This is a genomic window from Arthrobacter sp. TJ-178 (genome assembly GCF_058269275.1).
The window spans coordinates 424,227-437,734 of record NZ_JBZCNK010000004.1 but is presented as its reverse complement, the minus strand read 5'-3'; the positions used below and the strand labels follow the sequence as shown (position 1 = coordinate 437,734).

Below are 13,508 nucleotides of genomic sequence, written 5' to 3'. Positions count from 1 at the left end.
ACGCCCGGTCCCATTCCGAACCCGGAAGCTAAGACCCACAGCGCCGATGGTACTGCATCCGGGAGGGTGTGGGAGAGTAGGTCACCGCCGGACAATATTTGGCAGAGAAGTTCAGGCCCGCACATTGTGCGGGCCTGAACTGTTTAACACGGCAGATAACTCACAGTGCCCGTCGTCCGCTGTAAAAACGGCGCCGGGACGCAGCACCGGAAAGTGGAAGCAGGACCCGCGCACTGGAGCGGAACCGGGCTTTCGTCTACTAGGCTTGAGTGCATGCGTATTGCTCGATTTGTACTAGACAGTGACCCAGCGTTCGGCGTCGTGGACGGTGACGAAGGCCAGGAAGAGATTGCCGTCATCAAGGGTGATCCGTTCTTCTCCGGAGTGCAGCTCACGGGTGAGCGGCACAAGCTCGAGGACGTCCGGCTCCTGGCGCCGATCATCCCCCGCAGCAAAGTGGTGGGCATCGGACGCAACTACGCGGACCATGCCAATGAAATGGGCAATGAGGTGCCTCCGGCTCCGCTGATGTTCCTCAAGCCCAACACCTCGGTGATCGGCCCCAATGACCCCATCGTCCTGCCGGCCTTCTCCGACGAGGTCTCCTACGAGGCTGAGCTCGCCGTCGTCATCGGACGCATCTGCAAGGACGTCCCGCTGGAACGGGTGGACGAAGTTGTGTTCGGCTACACCTGTGCCAATGACCTCACCGCACGCGATGCCCAGCGCACCGACAACCAGTGGGCCCGGGCCAAGGGTTTTGACACGTCCTGTCCGCTCGGACCCTGGATTGAAACGGAACTGGACACCGATGATGTGGCCGTCCGCGGCTACCTCAACGGTGAGCTGGTTCAGGACGGCAACACCAGCGAGATGATCTGGGGAGTAAAGGAGCTCGTCTCCTACGTGTCACAGGCCTTCACTCTGCTCCCCGGTGACGTCATCCTTACCGGTACGCCCGCCGGCGTCGGCCTGATTTCCGACGGAGAGCGGTACGAGGTCTCCATCGAAGGCATCGGCCGCCTGTCGAACACCGCCCGCAGCTAAACGTGGGCACCCCCGGCGCCGGACCCGCGCGCAACCGCGCATCGGTCCGGCGCCTTTTGCCGCCCGGAGCCGTGTGGGCGGCTGCCCTTTTCGCCGCGCCTTTCCTGAACGACGGCGGGGCATCCGCGCTGATCTGGGGCGCAGGCTCCGCGGTGCTCATCGCACTGTTTCCCTGGGCCCTGGTCACCATCCTGGACCGGCGCGGAGATCTGCGCCGCGGAATCGAACGGCTGGGCGCACCCCCGGTCATCCTCGGAGGACTCGGCGCCGCGTACGTGGTCCTGCGCATCATCCAGTGGACGGACGGCCCGCGGGCCCTGGCCGCCGTCGTCTTTTCCCTGATCGCCGCCTACACCCTGACCCGGGTGCTGGCACGGGCGGTCCGGCTGGAATGGGCCAGCGTCACGTACGGTGCGGCCGCCGTCGTACTGCCTGTCCTGCTTTACCTGCTGATTCCCGGTGCCGCGGGCATTGCCGCGGCTGCGGCCGCGCTCGTCCTGTGCCTCGCCGGACTGCTGGGCAGCGGCCGCCATGCCGGAGGGAAGACTGCCGCAGCGGCTGCCGCAGGTGTGCTTGCCGGCGGGGGCGTGTTCCTTTGGCTGCTCTCCTACAGCTTCTGAACGTTCGGGCGAACGCAGCAAGAGACTAAACTGGAAGCATCATGACTAACCTGCCTTCACTTGCCGACCTGCCCACCGTCGATGACAACACGCCAGTGCGCGTGCGGTTCTGTCCCTCACCTACCGGAACCCCGCACGTGGGCCTCATCCGGACTGCCCTGTTCAACTGGGCCTATGCCAAGCACACCGGCGGAAAAATGGTGTTCCGCATCGAGGACACTGACACCGCCCGCGACAGCGAAGAGAGCTTCCTGCAGCTCCTGGACGCGCTGGACTGGCTGGGCATCACCTGGGATGAAGGCGTCAACGTTGGCGGCCCGCATGAACCGTACCGCCAGTCCCAGCGCGGCGAGATCTACCAGGACGTCATCGCCAAGCTCAAGGACGCCGGACACCTGTACGAGTCCTACTCCACGCCGGAGGAGATCGAGGCCCGCCACCGTGCCGCCGGCCGCGACATCAAGCTCGGCTATGACAACTATGACCGCGACCTGACGCCTGAGCAGATCGAAGCCTTCAAGGCCGAGGGCCGGCAGCCGGTGCTGCGCGTGCGCATGCCCGATGAGGACATCACGTTCAACGACCTCGTGCGCGGCGAAATCACCTTCAAGGCCGGCACCGTTCCGGACTTTGTGGTGGTCCGCGCCAACGGCGCCCCGCTCTACACGCTCGTGAACCCGGTGGATGATGCGCTCATGGGCATCACCCACGTGCTTCGCGGCGAGGACCTGCTGTCCTCCACCCCGCGCCAGATTGCGCTGTACCGGGCCCTGATCGACGTCGGAGTCGCCCAGTACATGCCGCTTTTCGGCCACCTGCCCTACGTCATGGGCGGCGGCAACAAGAAGCTCTCCAAGCGCGACCCGGAGTCCAGCCTCTTCCTGCACCGCGAACGCGGCTTCATCCCCGAAGGCCTGCTTAACTACCTCTCCCTGCTGGGCTGGTCCCTGTCCGCGGACGAGGACATCTTTACCGTTGACCAGCTGGTGGAACACTTCGACATCCACGACGTCCTGGCCAACCCGGCCCGCTTTGACATCAAGAAGGCCGAAGCCATCAACGGCACCCACGTGCGGATGCTGGATCCCGAAGACTTCCGCAACCGTTTGGTGCCGTACCTGCAGCAGGCCGGGCTGGTGGGGGAGACCCTGACCGCCCGCGAAGAGGAAATCCTCACCGAGGCCGCCCCGCTGGTCCAGGAACGCATCACCCTGCTGGGTGAGGCTCCGGAGATGCTCGGTTTCCTGTTCAAGGCCGACGACGCCATTGACGTGGCCGACGACGCGCGGAAGGGCCTGCCCGAGAACGTCACCGAGGTGCTGGACGCCGCCATCGCTGCGCTGGAGCCGGTTACTGAGTGGACGGCCGAGAACATCCAGGCCGCGCTGCGCACTGCCCTGGTGGAGGAGATGGACATCAAGCCGCGCAAGGCTTTCGGCCCGGTCCGCACCGCTGTCTCCGGCCGGCGCATCTCGCCGCCGCTGTTCGAATCCATGGTGATCCTGGGCAAGGACTCCTCGCTCGCCCGCCTGAATGCCTTCCGCAACGCAGGCTAGCAACATGTCCCGCCGCCCGCAGGTCCGCGGGGTGCTCTTCGACATCGATGAGACCCTCGTGGACCTGCGGGCTGCCATGGGTACCACCCTGCAATTGGTCAGTGCGGAGGACCTGGCGCACTTCACGCCGGGGGACTGGGACGCTTACACGTCCCTTTTCGCGGCCGATCCGCAGGGACACTATGACGCGTACCTTGCAGGGCATCTGAGTTTCGCCGACCAGCGGGTGCTGCGCGTGCAGCACGCCCGTAAGCAGGCAGGCCTGGCACCGCTGGACAGCGATGCCGCCCGGGTCTGGAACGAAGCCTACGAAGAGATGCTGCCGCTGCACTTTCGGGCGTTCGACGACGTCGTGCCGCTTCTGGATGAGCTGGACGCCCGCGGCATTGGCTACGGGGCGGTGAGCAACAATGTCCACGACTATCAACGGGCAAAGCTCGACGCCGCAGGACTGCGGCGGATCAAGATCCTCGTGGGCACCGACACCGTTGGGGCCGCCAAGCCGGATCCGGCAATCTTCCGTGAGGGAGTGCGGCTGCTGGGCACCGGGGCAGCGCAGACACTTTATGTGGGGGACAACCTGCGCGTGGATGCCGAAGGGGCCTGCGCGGCAGGTCTGCAGGGTATCTGGCTGGACCGTGCCGGAAATCCCTCGCCGGTAAGGGGTACCGGCAATGTCTTGGTTTCCGGGGATGTTGTCACCGTGCGCTCCTTGGCCGAAGTGCCGGATTTGCTCCCGGGCTGACCCGGACGGCAGCAGCCGAGAGGTGCAGATCAGTCGTTTTGTACTTCCTCCGGAAGGCGTGTATAGTTGTATCTCGTGCTGAGGGGTTGCAGCAGGGAATAACTTCTCTGAAGCCGCCGGAAAAGCGCAGTGGGATATGGTGTAATTGGCAACACATCGGTTTCTGGTACCGACATTCTAGGTTCGAGTCCTGGTATCCCAGCGGTTCTCATTCGATAAGAAATTATCGATTTGTTGAACAACGGTAAGTGTGAAAAACTTATTGAGCTCAATTTGAAGTTGAGCAAACGGAAAGCAGGACGCCTTCAGGGCAGATTGCTTGTACCTGGCCCCATCGTATAGCGGCCTAGTACGCTGCCCTCTCACGGCGGTAACGCGGGTTCGAATCCCGCTGGGGTCACAAATTAGCCGGCTCCGGACATTATGTCCGGGGCCGGTTTTGTTTTGCCCGGATATTTCTCCGTCCGCATCGTTGCGGCAGTGCCTGCGGGCTCCGCTTCGGGCATGCTAATTTCGAAACCTTATCCGCTCCGTAAACCCGAGGAACAGCCTGTGCCGTCCGATCCCCTGACCGTGGACCAGCTCGATGAAAAGGCGCTCCTGGCCCGGATCTTTCCGCGGCTGGGACCGGACACCGCGCTGCTGGGCCCCGGCGATGACGCAGCGGTGATAGCCGCCCCGGACGGCCGGTCGGTGATTTCCATCGACACCCTGGTCCAGGACGCTGATTTCCGGCTGGCCTGGCCTTCGGGCTACCGGACCACGGGGTTCGACGTCGGGTGGAAGTGCGTGGCGCAGAACGTTTCCGACATCCGTGCCATGGGCGCCGTCCCGACGTCCCTCGTCGTCAGCCTCACCCTTCCCGGCAGCACGGAAGTGGGCTGGGTGGAGGACCTGGCGGACGGGCTGGCTGCCGGCATCTCATCCCTGGCACCCGAGCGCTGCTCCGTGGTGGGCGGGGACCTGGGGCGAGGCAGCCAGATAGTGGTGACAGCGGCCGTCACGGGTGATTTGGAGGGCCGGGCCCCGGTGCTGCGCTCAGGAGCCCGGCCGGGCGACGTTCTGGCCCACATCGGCGCGCTGGGGCTTGCTGCGGGCGGACTGGCTGTGCTGGAGAGCGGCGTCGACATGACACATCCCGGGGGAACCGATGATCAGGAGCTTGCCGGCCTGCTCATGGCGCAGTGCCGGCCCCGGCTGCCCCCGACCGGATCCGGGCCCGCCGCAGCGGCTGCCGGCGCCACCGCCATGCTGGATGTTTCCGACGGGCTGGTGCGCGACGCCGGCCGGATCGCCCGCGCCTCCGGAGTGGGCATCGATCTCGACGCCGGCAGCCTCCGCACCAGGGCCGGGTCCCTGGCACCGGCAGCAGCCCGGCTCGGTGCCGACCCGCTGGCCTGGGTCCTGGGCGGAGGAGAGGACCACGGCCTCCTGGCGGCCTTCCCTCCGGACGCTGTGCTGCCCGAAGGTTTTGTCCGAATCGGCACGGTGCACGACGGCGGGGGCGTCACTTTCGGCGGACAGGCCCCGCCGGTGACCGGCTGGGACCACTTCGCCGGCTGACAGCTACCGCAGGATATGCCGGTTTCGGATCCGCTCCGCGAGGGCCAGGAGCTCTTCGCGGGAAAGGTCCGGCAGGTTTTCCATCTCGCTGATCAGTTCATCGAGGCTGGTGTTGGCGCGGGTGCGGAGGATTTCACTGTAGTAACCGACAATGACACCGGTGGCCAGCGCCACCACCAGGATGCCGTAGAGCGCCACGATAACTGTGATGAGACGGCCCAGCCCGGTGACCGGAACAATGTCGCCGTAGCCAATCGTGGTGAAGGAAACAAAAAGGAACCAGAGGGCATCACCGAAGTCCTCGACGTCGGGTTCCAGCCGGGGCAGCAGCAGCGCCGCTGCCCCGAGCACCACGAGGAATCCGGTGAAGACCCCGTCCGCTCCGGTGGTGCGGACAATGTTCCAGAGCAGGCGCAGCCGTTTCATGGGAACTCCTCGGAATCGGAAGAGTCCCAGACTAGGGCTAGTCGGCGCTCTTCCGCAGTGCTTCAGTCAGCTGTGCGGCAGCCTTGGAGACCACTTCGGCGTGGATCCGGCCGGGCTGGCGGGTCAGGCGCTCGATGGGACCGGAGATGGACACCGCGGCAATGACGCGGCCGGACGGGCCGCGCACGGGAGCGGACACCGAAGCCACGCCGGGCTCGCGTTCGCCCAGGCTCTGTGCCCAGCCGCGGCGCCGGACACCGGCCAAAACCGTGGGGGTGAACCGGGCGTTGTGCAGGCCTTCGAGGAGGCGGTCATGATCCTCCCAAGCCAGCAGGCACTGTGCGGCGGAACCGGCCTTCATGGACAGCTGCGTGCCCACCGGGATGGTGTCCCGCAGGCCGATCGGCCGTTCAGCGGAGGCCACACAGACCCGCCATTCACCCTGCCGCCGGAAAACCTGCGAACTTTCGCCGGTGGCGTCGCGCAGGGCCAGCAGCACGGGTCCGGCAGCAGCGATCAACCGGTCCTCGCCGGCGGCCGAGGCCAGCTCCACCAGCCGGCCGCCCAGCACAAACCGCCCCTGGATGTCACGGCCCACCAGCCGGTGGTGGGCCAGGGCGACGGCGAGCCGGTGCACCGTGGGACGGGCAAGTCCGGTGGCGGCTACCAGCTGCGCCAGGGTGGTGGGCCCGGCCTCCAGCGCGTCGAGTACGAGGGCCGCTTTATCAATCACGCCGACGCCGCTGGCCGAGGCTTCTGTTGTGTCCATAGCTTGATACTGCCGTCTCATTATTTGAGATGCAAATCGAAAAAGTAGCGCCCATGCAGCTGCGGCTGGTTGTGTTGAAAACATCGGCTTTGCGCGGCCCTCTTTTTGGTCCGCGGAAGACACTTCACAAGGAGCATCAGGCATGGGTGAGTACGCAGCAGGCAGGACGCTTGCAGAAAAGGTCTGGGACGAACACGTTGTCGTCAAGGGCGAAGACGGAGCGCCGGACCTGCTCTACATCGACCTTCACCTCATCCACGAGGTCACCTCACCGCAGGCCTTTGAAGGGCTTCGGCTGGCCGGCCGGAAACTGCGGCGCCCTGACCTCACCATCGCCACCGAAGACCACAACACCCCCACCCTGGATATCGACAAGCCCATAGCGGATCCCATCAGCCGCACCCAGATTGAGACACTGCGGGCCAACTGCGCGGAATTCGGCGTGCGGCTGCATCCCCTGGGCGACGCCGAACAGGGAATTGTGCACGTGGTCGGACCGCAGCTGGGCCTGACCCAGCCCGGTCTGACCGTGGTCTGCGGCGATTCCCACACCTCCACCCACGGCGCCTTCGGAGCGCTGGCCATGGGCATCGGCACCTCCGAGGTGGAGCACGTCATGGCCACCCAGACACTGTCGCTGAAGCCCTTCAAGACCATGGCCATCACCGTGGAAGGCACCCTCCGCCCCGGTGTCACGTCGAAGGACATCATCCTGGCCGTCATCGCCAAGATCGGCACCGGCGGCGGGCAGGGCTACGTGCTCGAGTACCGCGGATCAGCCATCCGTTCGCTGTCCATGGAAGCCCGGATGACCATCTGCAACATGTCCATCGAAGCAGGCGCCCGCGCGGGCATGGTGGCCCCGGACGAGACCACGTTCGCCTACCTCAAGGACAAGCCGCACGCGCCGCAGGGCGCGGACTGGGATGCCGCCGTCGAGCACTGGACGTCGCTGGCAACGGACGACGACGCCGTGTTCGACGCCGAAGTGTTCCTGGACGCCGACGCCCTGGAGCCGTTCGTCACTTGGGGCACCAACCCCGGCCAGGGCGTCTCGCTCTCGGAATCCGTTCCGGACCCGGCGGACTTTGGCGACGAGAATGCCCGTGCCGCCGCGGAACGAGCCCTGGCCTACATGGACCTGGCTGCCGGCACGCCCATGAAGGACATCCGGGTGGACACGGTGTTCCTGGGCTCCTGCACCAACAGCCGGATCGAGGACCTGCGCATTGCGGCGGACATTATCCGCGGCCGGCAGAAGGATCCGAACATCCGCATGATGGTGGTGCCCGGCTCCGCCCGGGTGCGGCTGGAAGCGGAAGCTGAAGGCCTGGACCGGGTGTTCAAGGACTTCGGTGCCGAATGGCGCTTTGCCGGCTGCTCCATGTGCCTGGGCATGAACCCGGACCAGCTGGCCCCGGGGGAGCGGTGTGCCTCCACCTCCAACCGCAACTTTGAGGGCCGCCAGGGCAAGGGCGGCCGCACGCATCTGGTGTCGCCGGTGGTCGCCGCTGCCACCGCCGTCCGCGGCACCCTGAGTTCACCCTCGGACCTCGAGCCGCTTTCCTCCGCCGGCTCTGCCGCCGCCCCCGCCTACGTCCAGCCCGCCCGCTAGGAGCCCGCCATGGAAAAGATCACCACCCACACCGGCATTGGGGTGCCGCTGCGCCAAAGCGACGTGGACACCGACCAGATCATTCCCGCCGTCTACCTCAAGCGGATTACACGCACCGGTTTTGAGGACGCCCTGTTCGCGGCCTGGCGCAAGGATGAGAACTTCATCCTGAACCGGGCGCCCTACAGTGCCGGATCCGTCCTGGTGGCCGGGCCCGACTTCGGCACCGGCTCGTCCCGGGAGCACGCCGTCTGGGCGCTGAAGGACTACGGGTTCCGCGCTGTGCTGTCCTCCCGTTTCGCGGACATCTTCCGGGGCAACGCAGGCAAGCAGGGGCTGGTGGCTGCGCAGCTGGCACAGGATGACATTGAACTCATCTGGAAAGTGCTTGAACACTCACCCGGCACCGAAGTGACAGTGGACCTGGAAGCCCGCACAGTGGTGTGCGGATCGGTGACCGCCCCCTTCTCCATTGATGAATACACCCGCTGGCGGCTCCTTGAAGGGCTGGATGACATTTCCCTCACCCTCCGGAAAGAGTCCAATATCACAGAGTTTGAATCCCGCCGCCCTGCATTCAAGCCAATAACGCTTCCGGCCCTCGCCTAAAGGGCGCTGCGGCAGGATTTGCGCCCCGCCCGGTTTCGTAGCCGGCGCGGAAAATCAGTATTATTGATGGGCCCCCAGCCGGGGGCCCATCGTCTTTTCCGCAACCGGTACACCTGCGCCGGAGTGCGGGCCGCCGGCCCGCCCCGGGGACGGCGATATTTCAGTATGCGGACGCTTGCTCCTATGCTTGAGTGCAGTCTCTCTTTGTTGATGGGGCATTCCAGGAAAAAGAAATTAGGTGTTCATGGGTAGCGTTCTAACCATCCGTGGTGGAGTTCCTCTGACAGGAAAAGTGCCCGTCCGCGGAGCTAAGAACCTTGTTCCCAAGGCCATGGTTGCGGCGTTGCTTGGCAATAGCCCTTCACTGCTGCGCAACGTTCCGGAAATCAAGGACGTTGAGGTTGTCACCTCGCTGTTGAAGCTGCACGGCGTTGAAGTAACCAAGGATCCCGTCACCGGGGACCTGACCATGGATCCGCAGAACGCCAAGACGGCTGCGTCCAAGGATATTGACGCGCATGCCGGCGATTCCCGCATCCCGATTCTGCTGTGCGGTCCGCTGATGCACAGCCTGGGTGAGGCCTTCATCCCGGACCTGGGCGGCTGCAAAATTGGTGACCGGCCCATCGACTTCCACCTGCAGATGCTGCGGAACTTCGGCGCCGTGGTGGAAAAGCGTCCCGGCGGAATCTCCATTTCCGCACCCAAGGGCCTGACCGGCGCCAAGCTGGAACTGCCTTACCCCAGCGTCGGAGCCACTGAGCAGGTGCTGCTGACCGCGGTGAAGGCCGTGGGCATCACCGAGCTGCGCGGTGCCGCTGTGGAACCCGAAATCCTGGACCTCATTGCCGTGCTGCAGAAAATGGGCGCGATCATCACGGTCCAGACTGACCGGGTTATCCGCATTGAGGGCGTCTCCGAGCTGACCGGATACAACCACCGTGCACTGCCTGACCGCAACGAAGCTGCCTCCTGGGCCTCCGCCGCACTGGTGACCAAGGGCGACATCTACGTTGAAGGCGCCTCCCAGCAGGACCTGACGGCGTTCCTGAACACCTACCGCAAGATCGGCGGCGCCTTCGACGTCGACGACGGCGGCATCCGCTTCTACCACCCGGGCGGGGCACTGAACCCCCTCGTGCTGGAAACCGACGTCCACCCGGGCTTCATGACCGACTGGCAGCAGCCGCTGGTGGTTGCACTGACCCAGGCGCAGGGTGTGTCCATCGTCCACGAAACCGTGTACGAGAACCGCTTCGGTTTCACTGATGCACTGATCCGCATGGGTGCGAACATCCAGGTTCACCGCGAATGCCTCGGAAGCGTGCCCTGCCGGTTCGGCCAGCGCAACTTCCTGCACTCGGCAGTCATCTCCGGCCCCGTCAGCCTCAAGGGTGCCGAGATCGACATTCCGGATCTTCGCGGCGGCTTCAGCCACCTCATTGCGGCACTGGCCGCGGAGGGAACCTCGCGGGTCACGGGAATCGAACTGATCAACCGGGGCTACGAGCACTTCCTCGAGAAGCTCGAAGCCCTCGGCGCCGATTTCGACGTCGAGGTCCTTCAGGCAAGCGGCAGGTAAGCGCAACCATGGCTGAGTCGGTCAAATCACGGGCGGCATTCGCCTTCCTGGCGGGCACCATGCGGCCGGTAATGAACCTCCTGCTGCGCAAGCAGTGGGAGGGACTGGAAAACCTTCCCCGGGACACCGGGTTCATTGCCTGCCCCAATCACGTGACGGAGATCGACCCGGTGGTAGTGGGGCACTTCTTCTACAACCAGAAGATCATGCCCCGCTACCTGGCCAAGGCCTCGCTCTTCAAGCTTCCGGTTCTGGGTGCCGCACTGCGCGCCACCGACCAGGTTCCGGTGCAGCGCGTCACCGCGGGCGCCTCGGCGTCGCTGAAGAGCGCCCGAACAGTGATCGACGCCGGCGGTGCGCTGATTATCTACCCCGAGGGAACGCTGACCCGCGACCCCGACCTGTGGCCCATGCGCGGACGCACCGGAGCGGCACGGCTTGCCCTGCAGACCGGAGCTCCCGTGGTGCCCGTGGCCCACTGGGGAGCCGAAGCGGTGCTGCCGCGCTACAGCAAGCGCATCCACCTGTTTCCCCGCAAGACGGTGCGGCTGCGCGTCGGCACGCCCGTGGACCTCTCGGACCTCCGCGGACAGCCGATGACCAAGACCGTGCTGGACACCGCCACGGAACGCATCATGGACAGCCTTACCGCCCTGGTGGGCGAACTGCGGAACGAAACTCCGCCGCCCGTGCGCTGGGATCCGGCCCTCAAGGGCCAGAAACCCACCGGCAGGGATTTTGATCAGAACGGAACGGACAAGAATGAGCTGGCGTAACAACACCTATCCAGGGGCGGTGGCCGTTCTGGGCGCCGGCAGCTGGGGGACCACCTTCGCGAAGATCGTCGCTGATGCCGGCGCCGCCCGCGGAAGGGACGCACTCGGCACGAGCGTCCGCATCTGGGCGCGCCGCCCGGAAATCGCCGAAGAAATCAACGGTCAGCACCGCAACAGCCAGTATCTGAAAGACACTGTCCTGCCCGCGGGCCTGACCGCGTCCGCGGACCCCGCTGAGGTGCTCGCCGGTGCCGAACTGGTGGTGCTCGCCGTTCCGGCGCAGACGCTTCGCGCCCAGCTGCGCAGTATCCGGCACCTGATTCCGGAGGGCGCCGTCGTCGTTTCCCTGATGAAGGGCCTCGAAGTCGGCACGGACTCGCGGATGAGCCAGGTCATTGAAGAGGAACTGCACTGGCCCCAGGACCGCGTGGCTGTTATCTCCGGCCCCAACCTGGCCATGGAGATTGCCAACCGGCAGCCCACCGCATCGGTGGTGGCCTGCTCCGACCTGGAGACTGCTGCCTGGATTGCCCGGGCCTGCACGGCACCCTACTTCCGCCCGTACACCAACACGGACGTGGTGGGCACCGAAATCGGCGGCATCGTCAAGAACGTCATTGCCCTGGCCGTTGGCATCTGCGAAGGCAAGGGCATGGGGGACAACACCAAGGCCTCGGTCATGACCCGCGGCCTGGCCGAGACCACGCGCCTGGCCCTGGCCCTGGGCGGCAACGCCGAAACCATGGCCGGCCTGGCCGGGATGGGCGACCTCATTGCCACCTGTTCCTCCCCGCTGTCCCGCAACCACACCGCCGGCCGGCTGCTGGCGCAGGGCCTGACGCTGGAGGAGGTCAACGCCTCCATGAAGCAGACCGCCGAAGGCATCAAGTCGGCGCAGGCCGTGCTGGACCGTGCCACCCAGCTGGGCGTCAACATGCCCATCACCGAAAACGTGGTTGCCGTCCTGCAGGGCGAAATCACCGTTGATGAACTGGGACCGCGCCTGCTGTCCCGCGAACTGAAATCCGAAGGTGTGCAGGTTCCGTGAGTACTAACCCCGTAATTCCCGATGCCGCCGGCGGCGGACGCCCCCGCGTGGCAGTCCTCTTCGGCGGACGGTCCAGCGAGCACGCGGTGAGCTGCGTAACGGCCGCCGGCGTGCTGGAAGCCATCGACCGCACCAAGTACGACGTCGTTCCCGTGGGCATTGCGCGCAACGGGCAGTGGTCGCTTGTCTCGGCCGACCCCGCATCATGGTCCCTGCGCTCCGAATCCCTCCCTGAGGTTGCCCCCGGCGCTGAGAGCATTGTCCTGTCCGCGGACAGCAACGGCTCCGAGCTGGTGGCCCACTCCGAGGGGTCGCTGCCGCGCAGCATGGGCCGCATCGACGTCGTCTTCCCCGTGCTCCACGGTCCGTTCGGCGAAGACGGGACGCTGCAGGGGATGCTGGAAATGGCGGATATCCGCTACGTGGGCGCCGGCGTCCTGGCATCCGCCGTGGGCATGGACAAGCACTACATGAAAGTGGTGTTTGAATCCGCAGGGTTGAAGGTGGGCCCGTACGAGGTCATCACGGACCGACAGTGGGAAAAAGACGCCCAGGCCTGCCTGGACCGGTCCGCCAAGCTGGCGTTCCCGCTGTTCGTTAAACCGGCACGGGGCGGTTCCTCCATGGGCATCACCCGGGTGGCGGATCCTGCCGGGCTGCGGGCCGCGATTGAAGCAGCCCGCCTGCATGACCCCAAGGTCGTGGTCGAAGCCGGAATTGTCGGCCGCGAAATCGAGGTGGCAGTGCTTCAGGGCCGCGGCACCGAGGACCCGCGCACCAGCTCTCCCGGCGAGGTGGCCGTCCAGGACGGCGGGCACGAGTGGTATGACTTTGAGGCGAAGTACGTCGACGGAACCGCCGCCCAGCTCAGCTGCCCGGCGGACCTTCCCGAAGACATTTCGGAGCAGGTCCAGAACCTGGCCGCTGCCGCCTTCGAGGCAGTTGGCGGGGAAGGGCTGTCCCGCGTGGACTTCTTCTACACGCCGGACGGCGAGCTGATCATCAATGAGATCAACACCATGCCCGGCTTTACGCCCATCAGCATGTATCCGCAGATGTGGGCCAAGTCCGGCCTGCCGTACACGGAACTGATCGATGAACTGATTTCCCTGGCGCTGGCCCGCAAAACCGGTCTGCGCTGACGCCGGCTGC

13 protein-coding genes, 2 tRNA genes and 1 rRNA gene are annotated in these 13,508 nt (G+C 65.6%); 14 read left to right on the top strand and 2 right to left on the bottom strand.

Going from position 1 to position 13,508, the window contains the following annotated elements:
- The 8 genes from rrf to thiL form a co-directional block, all read left to right on the top strand.
- A 5S ribosomal RNA gene (gene rrf / locus AC4D2Q_RS13650) occupies window positions 1-93 on the top strand; the annotation flags it as partial.
- A 180-nt stretch (window positions 94-273) separates the two neighbouring features.
- Window positions 274-1,047, top strand: coding sequence for a fumarylacetoacetate hydrolase family protein (locus AC4D2Q_RS13645; protein ID WP_490925980.1), 774 nt, complete (start codon window positions 274-276; stop codon window positions 1,045-1,047).
- A 2-nt stretch (window positions 1,048-1,049) separates the two neighbouring features.
- Window positions 1,050-1,667: a hypothetical protein gene (locus tag AC4D2Q_RS13640; protein ID WP_490947050.1), complete on the top strand. Its 618-nt coding sequence runs from the start codon at window positions 1,050-1,052 to the stop codon at window positions 1,665-1,667.
- Between the two features lie 41 nt (window positions 1,668-1,708).
- A complete protein-coding gene (gene gltX, locus AC4D2Q_RS13635) occupies window positions 1,709-3,223 on the top strand; it encodes a glutamate--tRNA ligase (protein ID WP_490947048.1) in 1,515 nt (504 codons plus the stop codon).
- A 4-nt stretch (window positions 3,224-3,227) separates the two neighbouring features.
- On the top strand, window positions 3,228-3,968 hold the full coding sequence (locus AC4D2Q_RS13630; RefSeq protein ID WP_490947046.1) for an HAD family hydrolase: 741 nt from the start codon (window positions 3,228-3,230) through the stop codon (window positions 3,966-3,968).
- A gap of 130 nt (window positions 3,969-4,098) precedes the next feature.
- A tRNA-Gln gene (locus AC4D2Q_RS13625) sits at window positions 4,099-4,170 on the top strand.
- 125 nt (window positions 4,171-4,295) lie between these two features.
- Window positions 4,296-4,368 (top strand) — tRNA-Glu (locus tag AC4D2Q_RS13620).
- A 152-nt stretch (window positions 4,369-4,520) separates the two neighbouring features.
- Complete coding sequence (gene thiL / locus AC4D2Q_RS13615; RefSeq protein ID WP_490947044.1) at window positions 4,521-5,531, top strand: thiamine-phosphate kinase; 1,011 nt, start codon at window positions 4,521-4,523, stop codon at window positions 5,529-5,531.
- A 3-nt stretch (window positions 5,532-5,534) separates the two neighbouring features.
- Here the strand turns inward: thiL and AC4D2Q_RS13610 are convergent, their stop codons facing one another.
- A complete protein-coding gene (locus tag AC4D2Q_RS13610; protein WP_490947042.1) occupies window positions 5,535-5,957 on the bottom strand; it encodes a potassium channel family protein in 423 nt (140 codons plus the stop codon).
- A gap of 37 nt (window positions 5,958-5,994) precedes the next feature.
- Entirely contained in the window at window positions 5,995-6,726 is a 732-nt protein-coding gene (locus AC4D2Q_RS13605) for an IclR family transcriptional regulator (RefSeq protein WP_490925974.1), read from the bottom strand.
- Window positions 6,727-6,868: 142 nt separating this feature from the next.
- On the opposite strand from AC4D2Q_RS13605, the gene leuC reads away from it, so the two are divergent.
- The 6 genes from leuC (at window position 6,869) to AC4D2Q_RS13575 (ending at window position 13,498) form a co-directional block, all read left to right on the top strand.
- Window positions 6,869-8,341 (top strand): 3-isopropylmalate dehydratase large subunit, encoded by a 1,473-nt coding sequence (gene leuC, locus AC4D2Q_RS13600; protein ID WP_490947040.1) that lies wholly within the window; start codon window positions 6,869-6,871, stop codon window positions 8,339-8,341.
- A gap of 9 nt (window positions 8,342-8,350) precedes the next feature.
- Window positions 8,351-8,950 carry a 3-isopropylmalate dehydratase small subunit gene (gene leuD, locus AC4D2Q_RS13595; protein ID WP_490925972.1) on the top strand — a complete coding sequence of 200 codons (600 nt, stop codon included), beginning with the start codon at window positions 8,351-8,353 and terminating at the stop codon, window positions 8,948-8,950.
- A gap of 244 nt (window positions 8,951-9,194) precedes the next feature.
- Window positions 9,195-10,532, top strand: a complete 1,338-nt coding sequence (gene murA, locus AC4D2Q_RS13590; protein ID WP_490925971.1) for a UDP-N-acetylglucosamine 1-carboxyvinyltransferase — start codon at window positions 9,195-9,197, stop codon at window positions 10,530-10,532.
- A gap of 8 nt (window positions 10,533-10,540) precedes the next feature.
- Window positions 10,541-11,308, top strand: coding sequence for a lysophospholipid acyltransferase family protein (locus AC4D2Q_RS13585; protein ID WP_490947038.1), 768 nt, complete (start codon window positions 10,541-10,543; stop codon window positions 11,306-11,308).
- Entirely contained in the window at window positions 11,295-12,356 is a 1,062-nt protein-coding gene (locus tag AC4D2Q_RS13580) for an NAD(P)H-dependent glycerol-3-phosphate dehydrogenase (protein ID WP_490925969.1), read from the top strand. The genes AC4D2Q_RS13585 and AC4D2Q_RS13580 overlap by 14 nt, the downstream gene beginning before the upstream one ends.
- Window positions 12,353-13,498, top strand: a complete 1,146-nt coding sequence (locus AC4D2Q_RS13575; RefSeq protein ID WP_490947036.1) for a D-alanine--D-alanine ligase family protein — start codon at window positions 12,353-12,355, stop codon at window positions 13,496-13,498. Before AC4D2Q_RS13580 ends, AC4D2Q_RS13575 begins: the two co-directional genes overlap by 4 nt.
- Window positions 13,499-13,508: the final 10 nt, after the last annotated feature.

What these genes read in the sequence shown, in the direction of transcription:
- AC4D2Q_RS13645 (WP_490925980.1), top strand. Translation starts at nt 274, where the DNA reads ATGCGTATTGCTCGATTTGTACTAGACAGTGACCCAGCGTTCGGCGTC.
- gltX (WP_490947048.1), top strand. Translation starts at nt 1,709, where the DNA reads ATGACTAACCTGCCTTCACTTGCCGACCTGCCCACCGTCGATGACAAC.
- AC4D2Q_RS13630 (WP_490947046.1), top strand. Translation starts at nt 3,228, where the DNA reads ATGTCCCGCCGCCCGCAGGTCCGCGGGGTGCTCTTCGACATCGATGAG.
- AC4D2Q_RS13610 (WP_490947042.1), bottom strand. Translation starts at nt 5,957, where the DNA reads ATGAAACGGCTGCGCCTGCTCTGGAACATTGTCCGCACCACCGGAGCG.
- AC4D2Q_RS13605 (WP_490925974.1), bottom strand. Translation starts at nt 6,726, where the DNA reads ATGGACACAACAGAAGCCTCGGCCAGCGGCGTCGGCGTGATTGATAAA.
- leuC (WP_490947040.1), top strand. Translation starts at nt 6,869, where the DNA reads ATGGGTGAGTACGCAGCAGGCAGGACGCTTGCAGAAAAGGTCTGGGAC.
- leuD (WP_490925972.1), top strand. Translation starts at nt 8,351, where the DNA reads ATGGAAAAGATCACCACCCACACCGGCATTGGGGTGCCGCTGCGCCAA.
- murA (WP_490925971.1), top strand. Translation starts at nt 9,195, where the DNA reads ATGGGTAGCGTTCTAACCATCCGTGGTGGAGTTCCTCTGACAGGAAAA.
- AC4D2Q_RS13585 (WP_490947038.1), top strand. Translation starts at nt 10,541, where the DNA reads ATGGCTGAGTCGGTCAAATCACGGGCGGCATTCGCCTTCCTGGCGGGC.
- AC4D2Q_RS13580 (WP_490925969.1), top strand. Translation starts at nt 11,295, where the DNA reads ATGAGCTGGCGTAACAACACCTATCCAGGGGCGGTGGCCGTTCTGGGC.